This is a genomic window from Pseudomonas sp. NY15463 (genome assembly GCF_048068415.1).
Taxonomy (GTDB): Bacteria; Pseudomonadota; Gammaproteobacteria; order Pseudomonadales; family Pseudomonadaceae; genus Aquipseudomonas; species Aquipseudomonas mosselii_C.
On the sequence record NZ_JBLUQD010000006.1, the window covers coordinates 81,608 to 99,017 of the forward strand.

General features: G+C 64.5%; 19 protein-coding genes. 11 read left to right on the top strand and 8 right to left on the bottom strand.

Annotated features, from left to right (window positions below):
- Nucleotides 1-633, top strand: a complete 633-nt coding sequence (gene maiA / locus ACNFIC_RS16255) for a maleylacetoacetate isomerase (protein ID WP_138219758.1) — start codon at nucleotides 1-3, stop codon at nucleotides 631-633.
- Here the strand turns inward: maiA and ACNFIC_RS16260 are convergent.
- The gene (locus ACNFIC_RS16260; RefSeq protein WP_138219759.1) at nucleotides 627-1,433 is read right to left on the bottom strand and encodes a SirB1 family protein; all 807 of its coding nucleotides are present in this window, start codon (nucleotides 1,431-1,433) and stop codon (nucleotides 627-629) included. The genes maiA and ACNFIC_RS16260 overlap by 7 nt on opposite strands.
- Before the next feature lie 123 nt (nucleotides 1,434-1,556).
- Here ACNFIC_RS16260 and ACNFIC_RS16265 point away from each other — a divergent pair, with 123 nt between their 5' ends.
- Nucleotides 1,557-2,576: a Glu/Leu/Phe/Val dehydrogenase family protein gene (locus ACNFIC_RS16265; protein WP_138219760.1), complete on the top strand. Its 1,020-nt coding sequence runs from the start codon at nucleotides 1,557-1,559 to the stop codon at nucleotides 2,574-2,576.
- A 43-nt stretch (nucleotides 2,577-2,619) separates the two neighbouring features.
- Here ACNFIC_RS16265 and ACNFIC_RS16270 read toward each other — a convergent pair whose 3' ends face one another.
- Entirely contained in the window at nucleotides 2,620-2,883 is a 264-nt protein-coding gene (locus tag ACNFIC_RS16270) for a YebG family protein (protein ID WP_138219761.1), read from the bottom strand.
- A 241-nt stretch (nucleotides 2,884-3,124) separates the two neighbouring features.
- Here ACNFIC_RS16270 and ACNFIC_RS16275 point away from each other — a divergent pair, with 241 nt between their 5' ends.
- Both ACNFIC_RS16275 and ACNFIC_RS16280 read left to right on the top strand, forming a co-directional pair.
- Nucleotides 3,125-3,595: a phosphate-starvation-inducible protein PsiE gene (locus ACNFIC_RS16275; protein ID WP_138219762.1), complete on the top strand. Its 471-nt coding sequence runs from the start codon at nucleotides 3,125-3,127 to the stop codon at nucleotides 3,593-3,595.
- Nucleotides 3,596-3,705: 110 nt separating this feature from the next.
- The gene (locus ACNFIC_RS16280) at nucleotides 3,706-4,011 is read left to right on the top strand and encodes a hypothetical protein (protein ID WP_138219763.1); all 306 of its coding nucleotides are present in this window, start codon (nucleotides 3,706-3,708) and stop codon (nucleotides 4,009-4,011) included.
- Nucleotides 4,012-4,030: 19 nt separating this feature from the next.
- On the opposite strand, the gene ACNFIC_RS16285 is transcribed toward ACNFIC_RS16280, so the two are convergent.
- The 5 genes from ACNFIC_RS16285 to ACNFIC_RS16305 form a co-directional block, all read right to left on the bottom strand.
- On the bottom strand, nucleotides 4,031-4,315 hold the full coding sequence (locus ACNFIC_RS16285; protein ID WP_138219765.1) for a DUF3509 domain-containing protein: 285 nt from the start codon (nucleotides 4,313-4,315) through the stop codon (nucleotides 4,031-4,033).
- 125 nt (nucleotides 4,316-4,440) lie between these two features.
- Nucleotides 4,441-4,788 carry an HPF/RaiA family ribosome-associated protein gene (locus ACNFIC_RS16290; RefSeq protein ID WP_138219767.1) on the bottom strand — a complete coding sequence of 116 codons (348 nt, stop codon included), beginning with the start codon at nucleotides 4,786-4,788 and terminating at the stop codon, nucleotides 4,441-4,443.
- A gap of 171 nt (nucleotides 4,789-4,959) precedes the next feature.
- Nucleotides 4,960-7,272: a TonB-dependent Fe(3+) dicitrate receptor FecA gene (gene fecA, locus ACNFIC_RS16295; protein WP_416781426.1), complete on the bottom strand. Its 2,313-nt coding sequence runs from the start codon at nucleotides 7,270-7,272 to the stop codon at nucleotides 4,960-4,962.
- 101 nt (nucleotides 7,273-7,373) lie between these two features.
- Entirely contained in the window at nucleotides 7,374-8,303 is a 930-nt protein-coding gene (locus ACNFIC_RS16300; protein WP_416781427.1) for a FecR domain-containing protein, read from the bottom strand.
- Nucleotides 8,300-8,794 carry a sigma-70 family RNA polymerase sigma factor gene (locus ACNFIC_RS16305; RefSeq protein ID WP_138219773.1) on the bottom strand — a complete coding sequence of 165 codons (495 nt, stop codon included), beginning with the start codon at nucleotides 8,792-8,794 and terminating at the stop codon, nucleotides 8,300-8,302. The genes ACNFIC_RS16300 and ACNFIC_RS16305 overlap by 4 nt, the downstream gene beginning before the upstream one ends.
- A 234-nt stretch (nucleotides 8,795-9,028) precedes the next feature.
- Here ACNFIC_RS16305 and ACNFIC_RS16310 point away from each other — a divergent pair, with 234 nt between their 5' ends.
- From ACNFIC_RS16310 to ACNFIC_RS16335, 6 genes are all read left to right on the top strand, one after another.
- Nucleotides 9,029-9,334: a DUF3649 domain-containing protein gene (locus tag ACNFIC_RS16310; RefSeq protein WP_138219775.1), complete on the top strand. Its 306-nt coding sequence runs from the start codon at nucleotides 9,029-9,031 to the stop codon at nucleotides 9,332-9,334.
- A complete protein-coding gene (locus ACNFIC_RS16315) occupies nucleotides 9,331-10,905 on the top strand; it encodes a PepSY-associated TM helix domain-containing protein (protein WP_416781428.1) in 1,575 nt (524 codons plus the stop codon). Before ACNFIC_RS16310 ends, ACNFIC_RS16315 begins: the two co-directional genes overlap by 4 nt.
- On the top strand, nucleotides 10,905-11,228 hold the full coding sequence (locus ACNFIC_RS16320) for a DUF3325 domain-containing protein (RefSeq protein WP_138219779.1): 324 nt from the start codon (nucleotides 10,905-10,907) through the stop codon (nucleotides 11,226-11,228). Before ACNFIC_RS16315 ends, ACNFIC_RS16320 begins: the two co-directional genes overlap by 1 nt.
- 3 nt (nucleotides 11,229-11,231) lie before the next feature.
- The gene (locus ACNFIC_RS16325) at nucleotides 11,232-11,795 is read left to right on the top strand and encodes an RNA polymerase sigma factor (protein WP_416781429.1); all 564 of its coding nucleotides are present in this window, start codon (nucleotides 11,232-11,234) and stop codon (nucleotides 11,793-11,795) included.
- Nucleotides 11,792-12,763, top strand: coding sequence for a FecR family protein (locus ACNFIC_RS16330; protein WP_416781430.1), 972 nt, complete (start codon nucleotides 11,792-11,794; stop codon nucleotides 12,761-12,763). The genes ACNFIC_RS16325 and ACNFIC_RS16330 overlap by 4 nt, the downstream gene beginning before the upstream one ends.
- A gap of 126 nt (nucleotides 12,764-12,889) precedes the next feature.
- Nucleotides 12,890-15,292 carry a TonB-dependent siderophore receptor gene (locus tag ACNFIC_RS16335; RefSeq protein WP_416781431.1) on the top strand — a complete coding sequence of 801 codons (2,403 nt, stop codon included), beginning with the start codon at nucleotides 12,890-12,892 and terminating at the stop codon, nucleotides 15,290-15,292.
- A gap of 133 nt (nucleotides 15,293-15,425) precedes the next feature.
- On the opposite strand, the gene ACNFIC_RS16340 is transcribed toward ACNFIC_RS16335, so the two are convergent.
- A complete protein-coding gene (locus ACNFIC_RS16340) occupies nucleotides 15,426-16,304 on the bottom strand; it encodes a helix-turn-helix domain-containing protein (protein WP_138219785.1) in 879 nt (292 codons plus the stop codon).
- Between the two features lie 199 nt (nucleotides 16,305-16,503).
- Between ACNFIC_RS16340 and ACNFIC_RS16345 the strand changes: the two genes are divergently transcribed.
- Nucleotides 16,504-17,406, top strand: a complete 903-nt coding sequence (locus tag ACNFIC_RS16345) for a DMT family transporter (RefSeq protein ID WP_416781432.1) — start codon at nucleotides 16,504-16,506, stop codon at nucleotides 17,404-17,406.
- Nucleotides 17,407-17,410 lie beyond the last annotated feature (4 nt).

A 17,410-nucleotide genomic window follows, 5' to 3' on the forward strand; every position in this document is an offset into this window, starting at 1 on the left:
ATGGAGCTGTTCGGCTATTACCGTTCCACCTCATCGTACCGGGTGCGCATCGCCCTGGCGCTCAAAGGCCTGGATTACCAGGCAGTGCCGGTGAATCTGCTCAAAGGCGAGCAGCACGCGGCCGACTACGTGGCGTTCAACCCCCAGGGGCGCGTGCCGGCGTTGCGTCTGGACAGCGGTGAGCGGCTGCTGCAATCGCCGGCGATCATCGAGTACCTCGAAGAGGTGTATCCCCAGCCTGCGCTGCTGCCAAGCCGCAGCGAGGCACGGGCCAAGGTACGCGGTGTGGCGGCGATCATCGGTTGCGACGTGCACCCACTGCACAACGTCAGCGTGCTCAACCAACTGCGTCAGTGGGGGCATGCTGAGGGGCAGGTCAACCAGTGGATCAGCCACTGGATTGGCCTGGGACTGGCGGCGGTGGAGCAGTTGATCGGTGACCAGGGCTTCTGCTTTGGCGACGCGCCGGGGCTGGCGGATGTCTATCTGATTCCGCAGGTGTATGCGGCTCAGCGCTTCAACGTCGACATGAGCGACTATCCGCGTATTCGCCGGGTCGTGGCCCTGGCCGAGGTGCATCCGGCCTTCGCCCAAGCGCATCCTGCACGCCAGGCGGATGCACCGGTTCAGTGAAGCGAGCGCTTGTCCGACGGCAGTTGTCCGAGGCGCTCGCTCAGTTTCACCCGCTGCGCTGGGTCGTCAGTGAGCAGTAACGCATGCTCCAGGTCGAAACGTTCGGCCTGGGGGCATTCGAGCTGCTGGTACAGGGTGGCGCGGGCCAGGTAGTCGCTGACCTGCACCGGCCCCAACTGCATGACCCGCTCGGCGTCCACCAGCGCGGCCAGGGCGTTGTCGTTACTGCTGTGCAACTGGCGCAGGTTACGTGACAGGCGTTGGAGCATCTGCCGCGCGCTGGCGCTGCGCATGTGCTCGGCGCTCAACTGCATCTTTGCGCCGTACTGGCGGGCCAGCAGTTCACGGCAGTCGGCAGGGTATAGGCGGCGCCCGCCACAGGGATCGAGCAAGTGATCGGCGCCGGGCACGCGCAGCAGGAAGTGTCCGGGGAAGTTGACCCCTTCCAGTGGAATCGACAGGCGTTGCGCCAACTCCATCGCCAGGATGGCCAGCACCAGCGGTTGGCCACGGCGGCGTTGCAGCACTTTGTCCATCAATGCCGCTTGCGGGCGCAGTGGCAGGTACTCGTCCTGCTGGAAGCCCAAGGCATTGAGCTGGCGCAGCAATGGTTGGGCCAGCTCGCTCAGGGGCAGCATGGGCAGGCGGGTACTGATCTCGCGTTGCAAGGCGTGCACTTGGTTGAGGCAGGCGCTGAGGTCGACGCTGCGGTCATGCTCGGTGGCGATGCACAGCGCCGCTTCCAGCAGGGCGACCGGCTCGCGATCCAGGCAGGCCAGGCAGGCTTGGCGTGGGTTCATGGGGACTCTCCGTCACGCTTGTACTTTTAGCCCCAGTGCAGGTTTTCGTCCAGTGGTCTGCCCAGTCCGCGCTCGACCGGCGCGTGCCTATACTGGATGCAGCACCTTCCGGGGAGCACGTCGATGTTCGCGCTCATGCAAAGTACCCGCACCCAGTCGCTGCATCTGTTCATCGACCCGCCGACCGGGTTGAAGGCCGTAGTGGCGATCCACAGTGACCAGCTGGGACCTGCGCTGGGTGGTTGCCGCTACCTGCCGTATGCCGATGATGAAAGCGCGGTAAACGATGCCATCCATCTCGCCCAGGGCATGAGCTACAAGGCCGCGTTGGCCGGGTTGGCGCTGGGCGGTGGCAAGGCGGTGATCATGCGCAATGCGCATGTCGAGAACCGCGCCGCGTTGTTCGAAGCCTTCGGGCGTTTTGTCGACAGCTTGCAAGGGCGTTTCATCACGGCAGTGGACAGCGGCACCTCGACGCAGGACATGGACTGCATCGCCCAATCGACTCCGCATGTCACCAGCACCACGGCCTCGGGCGATCCTTCACCGCATGCGGCAATGGGCGTGTTCGCCGGCATACGCGCAACCTCGATGGCCCGCCTGGGCAGCGACAATCTCGAAGGTTTGCGGGTCGCGGTCCAGGGCTTGGGCAATGTGGGATATGCCCTGGCCGAACAGCTGCATGCGGCGGGGGCCGAGCTGCTGGTGAGTGATCTGGACGCTGGCAAGGTGCGCCTTGCCGTGGAGCAATTTGGCGCTCAACCGGTGGCCAATGAGGCGCTGACCAGTACCCCATGCGATATTTTCGCGCCTTGCGGCGTGGGACCGGTACTCAATGGCCAGAGCGTGATGCAGCTACGTTGTGCGGCGGTAGCCGGTGCGGCGAATCATCAATTGACTCAGTTGCAGGTGGCTGATCAGTTGGAGAAGCGCGGCATCTTGTATGCGCCGGACTATGTGATCAATGCCGGTGGGTTGATTTATGTGGCGCTGACCCACCGTGGCGCGGACCTTGGCACCATAACCGCCCACCTCGCGCGTATCCCCAGCCGTTTGACCGAAGTGTTCGCGCATGCGCAGGCTGAAAAGCGTTCACCGGCACGGGTGGCGCAAATGCTGGCCGAGCGCTTGCTGTACGGGTGAGCGGCCTGCTGCCTTGATGGCAGGCCTGGCCTGCCCAGGGTAATCACTGTGCCGCGTCACCTTCGAGCAGTTCTGCCAGTGCATCCGGCTGGCTCTTGAACGCCCGCGCGAACACATCGCGGTTCTTGGCCATGTAGATCCCCGCTTCCTCGACCTGTTGCTCGCTCAACGACGGCACGGCCTTATGCAGCACTTCGGCCAGGCGTTCGGCCAGTTCGAGCATCTTGTCGTGACGGTCTGCTTCGGCCTTATCCATGAACAAGCGCTCCGGGTCGCGGCTGCTGCGGTACACCACTTCGACGGCCATTCATCACCTCTGTGCCTTTTTGCTGGTTGGGGTCTTTGACTGTGTTTTTATACAGTACATGGGCAAGCCATCGCAGTGCAACCACCATGATGGCCATCTGTGCAGAAAAACAGCCTGGCACACAGGTGTCCTGCGGCAATCGGCCATCTTCCAAGGCAGGGGGCTTGGCCCTTTAACTGCATGGCACAAGCGTCATGTACGCCATTCATCATCCTTCTGTCGTATCGGGGAATCGAACATCGTGAACACAAAATGGGCAGACAAACTGCGCAAGGGCCTGCACGGCTCGGCCGACTCGCTGGGTAATCTGTGCGTGGAGGCCTTCCACTACCTGGCGTTGTTCGGGATTGGCGCGATCACTGCCTATGCGGCCGTGGCGACCTTCATCGACATGCTGAGCAAGGGCGGGATCAGTGTCGATGACATCCTGCTGCTGTTCATCTACCTGGAGCTTGGGGCGATGGTGGGGATCTACTTCAAGACCAACCATATGCCGATCCGCTTTCTGCTGTATGTGGCCATCACCGCGCTGACCCGCCTGCTGATCGGCGATGTCTCGCACCACAAGGCCCCTGACGTGGGCCTTCTGTACGTGTGTGGCGGTATTCTGTTGCTGGCGTTCGCCATCTTGGTGGTGCGCTATGCCTCGTACCGCTACCCCTCGACCAAGGTGCTGGACGCCAACGGCAAGCAAGTCGATGAGAGCAAGTGAGGTGGTGAATAGGTAGTGCACTTGCAGGCGAGCGTGGCTGTTCAATGGCCGCTGGCAGCGGGGTTTCATCGCGACAGGTGTCGTGAGCCCTGCTGCGGCCAGGAGACACTATGTATCCCCATCCCGAAATGGTCCTCGCGCATCTGAACGAAACCTTCCAGCCGCTGGGTATCGACCCCGAGGCGGTATACATCAATCAAATCGACAATGTGATCGACGAAGCGGTGGTGATGTCTCGCTCGCTGCTCGATGAGGCGCTGCATCACCTCGATCAGGGTGTGGAGCCTACCTATGATCAAGGCCTGTACGGCGTGTTCCACGAACCCGGAACGTTCGACCCGGCCTTGCGGGTAGGCGGTCTACGCTTGCCCGATGTCGAGCGTTTTGTGGGGCAGATGTTGCGGGCGCGCCGCTGAGCGCTGCGCCGGTTTGCCGTTAGACCGCCAAGCGTGGGCTGTGCTGCGGGTCGCGTGTCAGCGCGGCAAGCACTTGCAGCGGGTTCTGGCCTAGCTCGATGGCCAGGCCCAGGCGGATACTGTCGATGACCCGTTGCAGGCGCACCGGATCGTTGCGCTGGGCCTGACTGATCAGACGCTTGGCCACCACGCCACTGTCATCGGATAGGGTCAGCATGATGCTGCCATCCAGGCGCTCGATGCTCAGGTTGACCCGGTATTCGGGCGCGAAGGCTTCGCTGATGCGGTCGAAAGGGTTGTTCATACGCAAGCTCTGCAATGAATGACTGCAGCGATTGACCGGGGGCAGGCCGGGTTGGTTCAGCCCCGTTGATCGGTGAAAACGAAAACGCCCGGCACAAGGCCGGGCGTTGGGCGGGTTGGCGAAGCTCAGGCCTCGGGGTCGCTAAGCTCCAGTGCACCGCGCTTGCTACGCAGTTTGCCGTAGAAATGTTCCAGCGCATGGTTGAGCTTGCTGGCGGCACCGTCCACTGCCTGATCCAGCGACGTGGCGGTGTGGGTCACGGAAATCGGCTGGTGGCCTTTGGGGCGAGCCTCCATCTGGCAGCGTTTGTCGTGCGGGCCGGGTTTGGCGCCGTTGTCGTCGCGCAAGTGGACTTCGATGCGGGTAAGGTCGTCCTCGTAGCGTTCGAGGTTGCTGTGCAGGATGCTGCTGACCCACTCGTTCAAGCGGACGTTGCCCTGGATCTGGTTGCTGCTGTTGACCTGGATTTGCATGACTTCAATCCTTATTCAGCTTGCTCGCAGGAGACGCTTCCAAGCCACTGAGGGCGTTGGTCTTTCTGCGCCTCTTGACTCTAAGGTCAGGCAACTGGAGACGGATTTCAAGTCCAATTTGAAAATAAATATGTAATGGGCAGTGGGGCTGCCAGGCAGCCCCACGATCGGTCAGAACGCCACCGAGGTCTGCACGTAGAGCGTACGTGGCTCACCCACGTACTTGCCCTTGTTGTTGTCGTCGAACGAGCGGGTGTAGTACTCGCGGTTGAACAGGTTCTTCACCCCCACCGCAACCTTCAGGTTGGAAAGCTCTGGGCCGAAGTCGTAGCCGGCGCGGGTGCTGACCAGCAGGTAGCCGGGGATGCGCCCGGTGCTGCCGTCGGCGCTTTCGGCTGCGGTGTTGGCGTTGTCGGCGTACTGGCTGCTTTGGAAGCTGGTGTCCAGGTTCAACTGCCACGGGCCCTCGGTGTAGCCGACCCCCAGTGTGCCCTTGTGGCGCGAGGAGAATGGCACCTGATTGCCTTTGTTCGGCCCGTCCTCGCGGATGCTGGCGTCGACGAAGGCGTAGCTGGCGTGCACATCGAAACCTGTCAGCGCCGGGCTCAAACCGTCGAGTGCGTAGCGCACGCTGGTCTCGATACCCTGATGACGGGTTTCGCCGCGCGCGATCACCGAATCATTGGTTTGGTTGCTTTCGTACTGGTTATCGAAATTAATGAGAAACGCGCCGATCTCCGCCTGCAAGTCGCCATTGTCATAGCGCGTGCCGATTTCCCAGGTGCGCGCTTTTTCTGGTTTCACCTCGCCACTGCTGACCCGATTGGGCATCTGGCTGTACTGCACGCTGCCGAACGAGCCTTCGGTGTTGGCATACAGGTTCCAGGTGTCGGTCAGGTGGTACATCACGTTCAGTGCCGGCAGCGCGGTGTTGTAGCTGCCTTGGTAGCGCTGGCCGTTGAGGGCGTTGTTCTGCGCGGTGTCGATCATCTCGTAGCGAATACCTGGGGTGATCGTCCAGCGGCCGATATCGATGCGGTCGTCCAGGTAGATCGCATGGGCCTCGGTGCTGCCGCGGGTGTCGCGGTCGTTGCGACTGTCGGTGGTGGGCAGTTGGTTGGCGGTAGTGGGTTCGCGGTAGCGCAGTTCGTGGCCGGCCTCGTTGACGTAGCGGTAGCCCACCCCCAACTCGTGCCAGCTCTCGCCCAGGGCCAGGCCTTGCGAGAAGCGGGTTTCGATACCGCGTACCCAGTATTCGCGCGGCGACAGCGAGACGAAACTGCCTTGGTCGAGGTAGCCGCTGCGCAGGGTTTTGGTGAAGAAGCTGTTGACGCTGAACTGGCGGTCATCCTGTTTGTAGTCGTAGCCGAAGTTGAACAGCGTGCGGCGGCCCCAGAACTTGTCCTTGAGACGGGTCGACTGGTACGGGTCGGCGTCGAAGTCGGCGCGGCTCAGGCCACCAGGCATTTCGGCCTCGCCCTCGTAGTACTGGGCCATGGCGTGCAGGCTGTTGGCCTCGTCGAGTTGCAGCTTGCCCTTGAGAATCAAGTCGTCGATCTGCGTGTCGCTGTGTTCGCGCCAGTCACCGCCACGGGTGCCGGAGTACAGCAGCGCGCCGCCCAGGCCGTTATCGTTGGTGCCGCCCACCAGCAGGTTGGCGCTGTTCTTGAAGCCGTCGTGGCTGGACGAGGGGCTGATCTGGTTCTGCATCGCCGCCCTGAGCGTCGCCTCCTCGGGGATGGCGCGAGTCACGAAGTTGACGATACCGCCGACGTTCTGCGGGCCGTAGCGTACCGCGCCGCCGCCACGCACCACATCCACCGCATCCATGTTGCCCAGGCTGATCGGCGCTAGCGATAGCTGCGGCTGACCATACGGGGCGAAGGGCACCGGGATGCCGTCCATCAGCACCGTGGAGCGCGAGGCCAGGCGTGGGTTGAGACCGCGGATGCCAAAGTTCAGCGCCAAGTCGTGGCTGCCGGTGCCATTGTTTTCCGGGGCGTTTACCCCAGGGATGCGGTTGAGCACCTCGCGCGCCGAGCTTGCGCCGCTGCGCTCGAACTCCTCCCGGCGTACCACATCGCGTGCGCCGGGGTGCTCGAAAACGTTGTCCTGGCGTGCTTCGGCCAGCCAGTCGCCGACCACGCTGGATGCGCCCAGCTCTACGGCAGCACCTGGCGCCGACGCCTGCATCGGTTGCAGGCTGTAGGCGTTATCGGCTTCCTGGCGAGCTTGCAGGCCGCTGCCGCGCAGCAGTGCCTCAAGGCCTTGGGCAGTGTCGTACTGGCCTTCGATGCCTGGGCTGTTCAGGCCCTGGGTCACGGCCGAGCCGAAGGAAATCAATGCGCCACTCTCGCGGCCGAACTGGTTGAGGGCCTGTTCCAGGTTGCCAGGGGCGATGTGGTAGTCGCGGGCTTCGCCCGCTAGGGCGAAGGGGGCGACGAACAGCAGGGCGCAGGCGAGGCTGCTGGGGCGCAGAGGCATGTGACGAAGGTCCTGTGAGAAGGGGTTCTGCCTTCTCTGTCACGCGAGGTTTGGAAAATGGCTCAGGCTTTTGAAAAAATAATTCCGGCCCTGGCCCAAGGTCACCCGGTAGCCGAGTCGACCGATACCCAGTAACGCGTGAAGCGGCGCACTTTGACCGGTAGCGCCACTTCGAGCATCGCCAGGATGCGTTCGCTGTCGTCCAGGGGGTAGGAGCCGGAAATCCGCAGGTCGGCAACGCGCTCGCTGCATCCCAATTGGCCCAGGCGATAGCGCGACAGCTCGGCGATGAAGTCGCCCAGGCGCATCTGCGAGACCACCAGCATGCCATCCACCCACGCCGCGCGGTTCGGGTCCAGGGGGGCGATAGCCTGCCAACTGCCGCGGGCGAAGCGCGCCTGGTGGCCGGCCAACAGCGATTGCCCGGCCACGCTGACACTGCCACTGAACACCGAGACCAGGCTGAAACCGTCGAACTGGCGCACGTTGACCCGCCCGTTGCCCAGACGCAGTTCGCCTTCGGCCGTGCGCAGGTGCAGTGGACGCGTATCGTTGAGCGCATCCAACAGCAGTTCGCCTTCCTCCAGCCGCACTAGGCGCTGGCTAGCATCGAAGCGCACGTCAGCAGCGCTACGGGTATTCAGATACAACTGGCTGCCGTCTTCCAGGCTCAGGCGACGGCGCTGGCCGACCGCGCTGCGGTAGTCGGCCATCAGCCCCGGCAGCGGGTTGTGCGGTTGCAGGCCAAGCCCGGTGGCGCTGGCGATGCCCACCAATAGCAGCGCTTTGAGCGCCTGGCGTCGAGCCGGGGAGGGCGGGGCCTGCAAGGCGGCATGCAGCACTGGCGCGGCGACGCTGTGCAGGCGTTGGTTGACGTGCTGGATGTGGGCCCAGGCGCGTTGATGTTCGCTGTCGGCTTGTAGCCAATGCTCCAGAGCTTGGCGTTGCTGCTGGTCGAAGTCATCGCCTTGCGATTCGATCAGCCAGTGCACGGCTTGTTGGGCGATCTGAGGGGAAAAGGTGGTGTTCATAGGGCGAAGTAGCAGCGTAGAGCCGCTTTGTGCAGATAGCGCTTGACCGTGGCCAGCGAGATGCCCAGTTCCCGCGCGATCTCGGTATGGCCCAGACCGTCGATCTGGGCCAGCAGGAAGGCGCGCTTGACCCGTGGCGCCAGGCCATCGAGCAGGCGATCCAGTTCGAACAGGGTTTCGAGAATCAGGGCCTTGTCTTCTTCGCTCGGGGCCAGGTGCTCCGGGACTTGGGCCAGGGCCTCGAGGTAGGCGCGTTCGAGCGCCTGGCGGCGAAAGTGATTGCACAGCACCCGCTTGGCCACCGTGGTGAGGAACGCGCGGGGTTCGACCAGTTGCGGTGCCTCGCGGGCCTGGAGCAGGCGCACGTAAGTGTCCTGGGCCAGATCGGCGGCGCTCTGCGGGCAGTCCAGGCGCCGCCGCAGCCAGCCGGTGAGCCAGGTGTGATGGGCCAGATAGAGGCCTTCGACAGTGGAAGAAAGGGCGCTTGACACCGATGCCACTCCAGCGCCGCCTGGCGCAACTGGAATTAAGAATTGTTCGCATTATATTCAGGCGCTCGACCTCCGGCAATCGACCTTTCGCATGCCGGGCCCCACGGGTGCAGCCCCTGGTCGTCAAGTGCCGGAGGCGCTCCACGCTTCGATACCGCTCCCGCACATCCGCCAAACTTTGCTTATGAGAATCCAAATCATTATTATTGCAACCCCTTTCCCCGGACCTGCGCCATGACCCGCAACGCCGCCGGACTTTCCCTGAGCTATCGCCTGGCGGTGGCTTCGCGCTGCCTGGCTGCCTCGCTGGGCGGCTACCTGTTGGCTGCGTTGGTCAGCGTGGCCGGCGCGCTGCTGTTACCCATGGCCCAGGTCGATGCCGCGCTGACCGGCATGCTGCTGTCGTTCGTGTTCTGGGTGTTGGCCTTCCTCTGGTGCTTCGCCTGCCGCAGCGCCTGGCGGGCTTGGCTGGGAGTGCTGCTGCCGAGTGTGGTGCTGGGGGCGATCAACGCCGTGGCCTACTGGATGAACAACGGATGAAAGAAGGCTTCCGCCAGGCCATGGCCTGGCTGCACACCTGGACCGGCCTGCTCTTCGGCTGGCTGCTGTTCGCCATCTTCCTGACCGGGACGCTGACCTACTTCAAGGAAGAGATCAGCCATTGGAGCCAGCCGGAAATCCAGGCCCATCCGCTCGATCCCGTGGCCAGCCTGGGCCTGGCCCAGCGCTACCTGCAAGACAACGCCGGGCATTCGCGCAACTGGTTCATCCGCCTGCCCAACGAACGCGAGGTGGCCCTGCGTGTCGGCTGGCGCGACCCGAATGCCGGTGGCCGGCGCGGGTTCGTCAACAAGCAGCTGGATGCCGCCAGCGGCCAGGAAGTGGTGGCCCGCGACAGCCGTGGCGGCGAGTTCTTCTATCGCTTTCACTTCGAACTGCAAATGCCCTATCCCTGGGGCCGCTGGCTGGCGACACTGTGCGCCTTCGTCATGCTGCTGGGCTTGGTTACCGGGATCATCACCCACAAGAAGATCTTCAAGGAGTTCTTCACTTTCCGCCCAGGCAAGGGCCAGCGCTCCTGGCTCGACGGCCACAACGCCATTGGCGTTCTGGTGCTGCCGTTTCACCTGATGATCAGCTACAGCAGCCTGGTGCTGTTCATGTACCTGGTGATGCCGGCCGGCATCCTGGCCAGCTACGGCGACAATGAGCGTTACTTCAGCGATCTGTTCGGGCGTGACCAAGCCCCCGCGATGGCCGGTGTGGCGGCGCCGCTGGTGCCACTGCCTGAGCTTTACGCCAAGGTGCAGGCCATGGCGCCGGGGGCGCGGATTGGCTCGATCCAGGTGCACAATCCCGGCGACAGCAACGCCCGGGTCACGCTGGTGCGCGCCAGCGCCGACGATGTCGCCTACCGGCGCAGCGCCAACTGGACCTTCGACGGCCGCACGGGGGCGCTGTTGCAGCAGGGCGCGCCAGAGAGCGCGGCGATGATGACCTCGTTCACCTTTGCCGGCTTGCACATGGGCAACTTCGCCGGCCCCTGGCTCCGCTGGCTGTACTTCGCCTTTGGCATTGCCGGTACTGCGCTGATCGGCACGGGCCTGGTGATGTGGCTGGGCAAGCGCCAGCTCAAGCACGCCAAGAGCGGGCACATGCCCGGCGAACTGCGCCTGGTCGAGGTGCTCAACATCGCCAGCATGAGCGGCCTGCTGCTGGGCGTGGCGGCGTTCTTCTGGGCCAACCGACTGTTGCCGGTGACGCTGGAGGGCCGCGCTGACTGGGAAATCAACAGCTTCTTCTGCGTTTGGGCGCTGGCATTGCTGCACGCGATGTTGCGCCCGGGGCGGCGGGCCTGGGGCGAGCAGTTGGCGCTGGGCGCGCTGGCGTTCGGCGGGTTGCCGTTGCTCAACGCGGTCACCACCGCACATGGCCTGAATCACGCCATCGCCCTGGGCGACTGGGTGATGGCCGGTTTCGACCTGACTGCATTGGGCGTCGGTCTATTGCTGGCCTGGGCGGCCAGCAAGATGCTGCGCGCCGCGAAGGTTGTGGCCAAATGCGCACCTCGGACGACCAAGGCTGGCGCTGATTGCGTGGAGGTGCACTGATGTTGGGGGTCGCCCTGATGGGGTATGCCGGTTTCGTCGGCCTGTGCCTGGCCATGGAAAAGCACTTCAGCGCGTTGCTCGCACGCAAGCCCACGGCTGTTCAACGGCATGGGCTGCGCCTGGCCGGTTGGGCGTTGCTGGTGTTGTCGCTGGTGCTGGCGGTGCAGGTGCGTGGCTGGGCATCGGGATTGGTGGAATGGACCGCCGTGCTGATGGCCGGCGTCATCCTGTGGGTGTTCGGCCTGCCTTATCAGCCGCGCCTGTTGCTCAGGCTGGCCGCTGTCAGCTTGCTGCTCGGGCCGTTGCTGGCGGTGTGGGGGTAGGCGGTGAGCGAGCCGGGGGATGTGAGCGACAGCGACGCCGGGCGGGCGCGTTTCGTACAGGTGTTCCTGGCCCAGCGGGCGCGCATGGAAGCGCTGGTCAGCCGGCGCATCGGCTGTCGCGCCACGGCCTCGGACCTGGTGCAGGACCTGTTCCTGCGTTTTTGGCGCAGACCCGAGGTCAAGGTCGAAGCCCTCGACACCTACCTGCTGCGCAGTGCCAGCAACCTAGCCATCGATTACTTGCGCAGCGAAGGCAGCCGCGATCGGGTTGCCGAAGGCCTGCACAACACCGATGAGGCGCCTACGGGACAGGCACCCGAACAGGCCCTGGAGGTGGACCACGACCTGCTACGCATCGAAGCCGCGCTGCGTGCCCTGCCCGAACGCACCCGGCAGATCTTCCTGCTCAGCCGCATCCACGGCTGCACCTACGCCGAGATCGCCAAGGCCATGCAGGTGTCCCAGAGTGCCGTGGAAAAGCATATGATGCGCGCCCTCGAAGCGTGCAAGGCGAGCGTCGCCGAGCCCGCCTCTGCATCGCGCCAGTCAGGGAGTACCCGCCGATGAGCCATGAGCCTGCGATCACTGCCGAACAGTCCCGGGCCGCCCTGCGCTGGCTAAGCCTGAACCAGCAACAGGTCGGCCAGGCCGAGCCGGCGGCCTTCAAGCGCTGGCTGTTGCAGGACTCGGCGCATCGACGCGCGTATGCCGAGGCTCAAGCCTTGTGGCAGTTGAGCGAAGCCCCCGCCGCGCGCCTAGCCGCCGAAGAACAGGCCAGCCTGCAGCGCTACCTCGATGCGCTCCAGCGTCCGGCCCGCCCGGCGCACTGGCGGCGCTTCGCGGTGGCCGCGTGTCTAGTGCTGGCCTTGGGCACGGCGGCAGGTTGGCAGCCGCAGTTCTGGTTGCAGGACTTGCGCGCCGACTACACCAGCAGTGAGCAGCCGCGCCGGGTGACCCTGGCCGATCAATCGCAGTTGACCCTGGATGCGGGTACGGCGATTGCCGTGGATTTCGAGCATGGCCAGCGCCGCGTGCGCCTGTTACGCGGCGCGGTGTTTTTCGAGGTGACGCATACCGGCGAGCCGTTCGTGGTCCAGGCCAACGATGGCGAGGTACGCGTGCTTGGCACCCAGTTCGAGGTGCGCGAACAAGGCCCCAGCACCCAGGTTACCGTGCGCAGCGGGCGTGTGGCGGTCACGCCGGTGAAAGGCGCTGCGCCGTGCGAACTCACCGCCGACCAGCAGGTGCTGTACGCCGATGGCGTGGCGAGTGGCATCGGCAAGGTCGACAGCGAAAGCCGTCTGGCCTGGCGCCAGGGGTGGTTGAACTACTACCAGGTGCCGTTGGCTCAGGTGGTCGAGGATCTGCGTCGTTACTACCCAGGACGCATCGTGCTGCTTGACGCCGCCCTGGCGCAGCGCACGGTCAGCGGCAGCTTCCCGGTGGACGAGCCCCTGGCGGCGCTGGACTCGCTGGGCCAGGTGCTGGGCTTCGAGCGCCAGACGCTGCTGGGGCGGCTGACGGTATTGCGCTGACGTATGGATCGGCAGGGCTGCAAAAAAAATTTCAAAAAACAGTGAGGTACTTTTGCGCGGCATCCGTGTAGTGAGTGAAAGTGCGATTCATTCGCAAATATCGGTCTCTCTCACAGGTCAGCGTCCATGAACTTCACCCCGCGTTGCGTCCCGCTCTGGTTCGGCCTCAGCACCCTGTCTGTCTTGCCCATGGCCCCCCAGGCGGTCGCCGCGCAGCAGAGCCAGGCCTATGCGTTCGCCCAGCCGAGCCAGCCGCTGGCCCAGGCGCTCAACGCCTTCAGCCGCAGCACCGGGCAAAGTGTGGTCTACACCCTGGCGCTGCCAGACCTGCAAGCCCCGGCGCTCAATGGCACCTTCAGCGCCGAGCAGGCACTGCAACAGCTGCTGGGCGGTTCCGGTTTGCTCTGGCGCCGCCTCGACGCCCGCACCCTGACCCTGGAGCAGGCCGACAGCCAAGGCGCCCTGAGCCTGCAAGCCATTACCGTCACCTCGCAGCTCGATGACTACAGCTACCAGCCCCCGGCCAGTGCCTCGATCATGCGCGGCCAAGGCCCGACCCTGGAAATTCCCCATGCGATCAACGTGGTGCCGGCCCAGGTCATCCGCGACCAAGCCCCGCGTCACCTGGACGATGCGCTGTACAACGTCAGTGGCATCACCCAGGGCAACAACTTCGGTGGCACCGCCGATACCGTGATGAAGCGCGGCTTTGGCGATAACCGCGACGGCTCGATCATGCGCGATGGCATGCCTATCGTGCAGGGGCGCGCGCTGAACGCCAGTACCGAGCGCGTGGAGGTGCTCAAGGGCCCGGCTTCGCTGCTGTATGGCATCCAGGACCCGGGCGGGGTGATCAACGTGGTCAGCAAGCGCCCGCAACTGGAGCAATACAACGCCCTGACCGTGCGCGGCTCGACCTACGGCAGCGGCAAGAACGGCAGCGGCGGTGGCCTGGACAGTACCGGCGCGCTGGGTGACAGCAACTTGGCTTATCGCCTGATTGTCGATCACGAAGACGAAGACTACTGGCGTAACTTCGGCACCCAGCGTGAATCGCTGGTGGCGCCGTCGCTGGCCTGGCTCGGCGAGGACACCCAGGTGGTGCTGGCCTACGAGCACCGAGAGTTCCTCTCTCCGTTCGACCGGGGTACCGCTTTTGGTGCCACCGGCCATCCACTGCATATCCCGGCCACCCGGCGCCTGGATGAGCCGTTCAATAACATGGAAGGGCGCTCGGACCTGTACCGCCTGGAAGTCGACCACACACTGAGCAACGACTGGAAAGCGCACTTCGGCTACAGCTTCAACCGCGAAACCTATGACGCCAGCCAGGTGCGGATCACAGGCGTGAACGAGGTGGCCGGCACCCTCAGCCGGAGCATGGACGGCACCCACAATGCCATGAGCCGCGACCAGTTCGCCACCTTCAGCCTGGCCGGCAACGTGGAACTGGCCGGCATGCGCCATGAGCTATTGATGGGTGTCGATCACGAGGACCGCAAGGTGTTTCGGGGCGACCTGATCCGCCAGACTGCACGCTCGATCTTCAGCTACGAGAACCCGGTGTACGGCCAGGAAGTCGAAGGCACCAATGTGCGTGCCAGTGACAGCGACCAGACCGACAAGCTACGGACCGACTCGTTGTTCCTGCAAGACGCCTGGCACCTGGATGACCACTGGATCCTGGTCGCCGGTGCGCGCTTGCAGAAGTACGACCAGTACGCCGGGCGCGACCGGCCGTTCAAGGCCAACACCGATACCAGCGATCAGGCCTGGGTGCCGCATGCGGGCCTGGTGTACAAGGTGGACGAGCAGTTGTCGTTCTATGGCAGCTACAGCGAGTCGTTCAAGCCCAACTCGACCATCGCGCCGATCAGCATCGGCATGAACCAGACCCTCACCCTCGACTCGGCCATCGCCCCGGAACAAGGCAAGGCCTGGGAGGTGGGCGCCAAGCTCGACGTGCCAGGCGCGATCACCGGCACCTTGGCATTGTTCGATATCGAGAAGCGCAATGTGCTGGTGGCCGACGGCGACAACTCGGCGGGCACCATCATCTACAGTGCTGCCGGCAAGGTGCGTTCGCGGGGGCTGGAGCTGGACCTGAGCGGCCAGCTCAGCGAACGCTGGAGCCTGATCGGCGCCTATGCCTACACCGACGCCCACGTGACCGAAGACCCCACATACCAAGGCAATCGTCTGCAGAACGTGGCCAAGCACAGCGCCTCGCTGTCGGCGGTCTACGACTACGGCAGCCTGTTCGGTGGCGACAACCTGCGCCTGGGCGCCGGAGCCCGCTATGCAGGCACGCGCGCGGGCAACGCCACGAACGATTTCGACCTGCCGGGGTACACCGTGGCCGATGCGTTCGCCAGCTATGAAACCAAGTTCGACGCGCACAAGGTACGCTTTCAGTTGAACGTAAAGAACCTGTTCGACAAGGTGTATTACACCTCGGCGGTGAACCGCTACTTCGTGGCGGTGGGCGATGCGCGGCAGGTGAGCCTGTCGAGCACCGTCGAGTTCTAACGCTACCTGTGTAGGCGCGGCCTTGTGCCGCGAAAGGGCTGCACAGCAGCCCCAACGGTATGTGCCGTGGCTGAAATCCTGGGGCCGCTGCGCGGCGCTTTCGCGGCACGAGGCTGCTCCAGGTGGCGCGTGTTCAGCTGTCGACGAAGGCGGCGCGGTATTCCCCAGGCGTCGCCCCCATCGCCTGGCGGAAACGGTTGCTGAAATGGCTGGCACTGGCGAACCCGCACAGCAGTGCCACCTGCCCCAGCGGTAGCTGGCCCAGGCGCAACAGCTGGCAGGCCCTATGCAGACGACGCGCCAGCAGGTATTGGTGCGGCGGCAGGCCGAAGCTGGTGCGGAACATCCGCGCAAAGTGGTACTCGGACAGGTTGCAGCGCAGCGCCAGCTCGCCGAGGGTCAGCGGTTGGTCGAGGTTGGCTTCGAGGTAATCCACCAGTTGCCGGCGCTGGTGTGGCGCCAGCCCGCCCTTGAGCTTGAGCCCCTGACGCAGTCCGGCCTGGTGCAGCACGGCATGATCGATGATCGCGTGGGCCAGGCTGCTGGCCAGCAGGCGTTCGCCGGGCTCGGCCCAATCCAGGGCGATCAACTGGCGAAAGCGCACGGCCTGGCGCGGGTCGTCGATGAAGGTCGCCTCGTGCAACTGCATCTCGCGTGGTTCGCGATCCAGCAGGCGCGTGCAACCCAAGGCGAACTGCGCCTCGCCCACGTATAGGTGGGCGAGGCGGATCGACCCGTTGATCACCCAATTCGATTCATGGCCCGCGGGCATGATGCACAACTTGTCCGGGGCGCCCTTGTCCGCAGGTTTCTGGCGGCGGAAGGTGCCGGTGCCATCGGCGATATAACACGACAAGGTGTGGTGGCTGGGCGCCTGGTAGTCGCGCGCATCGTCGCGGTTGTTCCACAACGCCGCCGCCAGCCCGTCGCCCAGGTGCGCGCTCAGCTCCAGCCGGGCGTTGGGTGAGGCGTGCATGGCATTGAAAACGTGCAGGTGGTCGAGTGCGGGCATGGGCAGGTCCTCTGGTGCCTATCCTACTGCGCCGTTGCCCGGGTGACAGCTGCCGGGTGCGCAAAAGCGCAAGTTTGTGCAAGCGCGTGACCGTCGCCAGGAAGAACAATGCAGGCCCTGGCGAGTGCTGCCCCCTGTGGGAGCGGGTTTACCCGCGAAGCGCCGGGCACCGAATCTGAACGTCCCGAGGAGCCCCCCCATGAACCTGTCGCTCTACCTGCTCACCGTACTTATCTGGGGCACCACCTGGATCGCCCTCAAGCTGCAACTGGGCGTGGTCGCCATCCCTGTGTCGATCGCCTACCGCTTTGCCCTGGCGGCGCTGATCCTGTTCGCCATCCTGCTGCTCACCCGGCGCTTGCAGCCGATGAGCCGGCGTGGCCATCTGGTATGCCTGGCCCAGGGGTTGTGCCTGTTCTGCGTGAATTTCATGTGTTTTCTGACTGCCAGCCAGTGGGTCGCCACCGGCCTGATCGCCGTGGTGTTCTCCACCGCAACCCTGTGGAACGCGCTGAACGCACGGATTTTCTTCGGCCAGAAGATTGCTGCCAACGTACTCGGCGGCGGCGCCATGGGCCTGCTTGGGCTGGGGCTGCTGTTCTGGCCCGAACTCAGCCACCACGCCGCCAGCCGCGAAACCCTCTACGGCCTGGGGCTGGCGCTGCTCGGGACGTTGTGTTTCTCGGCCGGTAACATGCTCTCCAGCGTGCAGCAAAAGGCCGGGCTCAAGCCGATGACCACCAACGCCTGGGGCATGGCCTACGGCGCCGCGATGCTGGCGTTGTACTGCCTGCTCAGCGGGATTCCGTTCGCCATGGAGTGGAACACCCGCTACATCGGCTCGCTGCTGTACCTGGTGATCCCAGGCTCGGTGATCGGCTTCACCGCGTACCTGACCCTGGTCGGGCGCATGGGCCCGGAGCGGGCTGCCTATTGCACGGTACTGTTCCCGCTGGTTGCGCTGAACGTCTCGGCGTTTGCCGAAGGCTATCAGTGGACGGCACCGGCCCTGCTCGGTCTGGTGGCCGTGATGGCGGGCAATGTGCTGGTGTTTCGCAAACCCAAGGCGGCTGTCTTGGGCCGGCCTGCGCTCACCCGCTGACGGC

Coding starts and splice junctions, on each gene's coding strand:
- ACNFIC_RS16260 (WP_138219759.1), bottom strand. CDS start 1,433: ATGAACCCACGCCAAGCCTGCCTGGCCTGCCTGGATCGCGAGCCGGTC.
- ACNFIC_RS16300 (WP_416781427.1), bottom strand. CDS start 8,303: ATGAACACCACCTTTTCCCCTCAGATCGCCCAACAAGCCGTGCACTGG.
- ACNFIC_RS16330 (WP_416781430.1), top strand. CDS start 11,792: ATGAGCCATGAGCCTGCGATCACTGCCGAACAGTCCCGGGCCGCCCTG.
- ACNFIC_RS16265 (WP_138219760.1), top strand. CDS start 1,557: ATGTTCGCGCTCATGCAAAGTACCCGCACCCAGTCGCTGCATCTGTTC.
- ACNFIC_RS16270 (WP_138219761.1), bottom strand. CDS start 2,883: ATGGCCGTCGAAGTGGTGTACCGCAGCAGCCGCGACCCGGAGCGCTTG.
- ACNFIC_RS16310 (WP_138219775.1), top strand. CDS start 9,029: ATGACCCGCAACGCCGCCGGACTTTCCCTGAGCTATCGCCTGGCGGTG.
- ACNFIC_RS16290 (WP_138219767.1), bottom strand. CDS start 4,788: ATGCAAATCCAGGTCAACAGCAGCAACCAGATCCAGGGCAACGTCCGC.
- fecA (WP_416781426.1), bottom strand. CDS start 7,272: ATGCCTCTGCGCCCCAGCAGCCTCGCCTGCGCCCTGCTGTTCGTCGCC.
- ACNFIC_RS16335 (WP_416781431.1), top strand. CDS start 12,890: ATGAACTTCACCCCGCGTTGCGTCCCGCTCTGGTTCGGCCTCAGCACC.
- ACNFIC_RS16280 (WP_138219763.1), top strand. CDS start 3,706: ATGTATCCCCATCCCGAAATGGTCCTCGCGCATCTGAACGAAACCTTC.
- ACNFIC_RS16345 (WP_416781432.1), top strand. CDS start 16,504: ATGAACCTGTCGCTCTACCTGCTCACCGTACTTATCTGGGGCACCACC.
- ACNFIC_RS16320 (WP_138219779.1), top strand. CDS start 10,905: ATGTTGGGGGTCGCCCTGATGGGGTATGCCGGTTTCGTCGGCCTGTGC.
- ACNFIC_RS16315 (WP_416781428.1), top strand. CDS start 9,331: ATGAAAGAAGGCTTCCGCCAGGCCATGGCCTGGCTGCACACCTGGACC.
- maiA (WP_138219758.1), top strand. CDS start 1: ATGGAGCTGTTCGGCTATTACCGTTCCACCTCATCGTACCGGGTGCGC.
- ACNFIC_RS16340 (WP_138219785.1), bottom strand. CDS start 16,304: ATGCCCGCACTCGACCACCTGCACGTTTTCAATGCCATGCACGCCTCA.
- ACNFIC_RS16285 (WP_138219765.1), bottom strand. CDS start 4,315: ATGAACAACCCTTTCGACCGCATCAGCGAAGCCTTCGCGCCCGAATAC.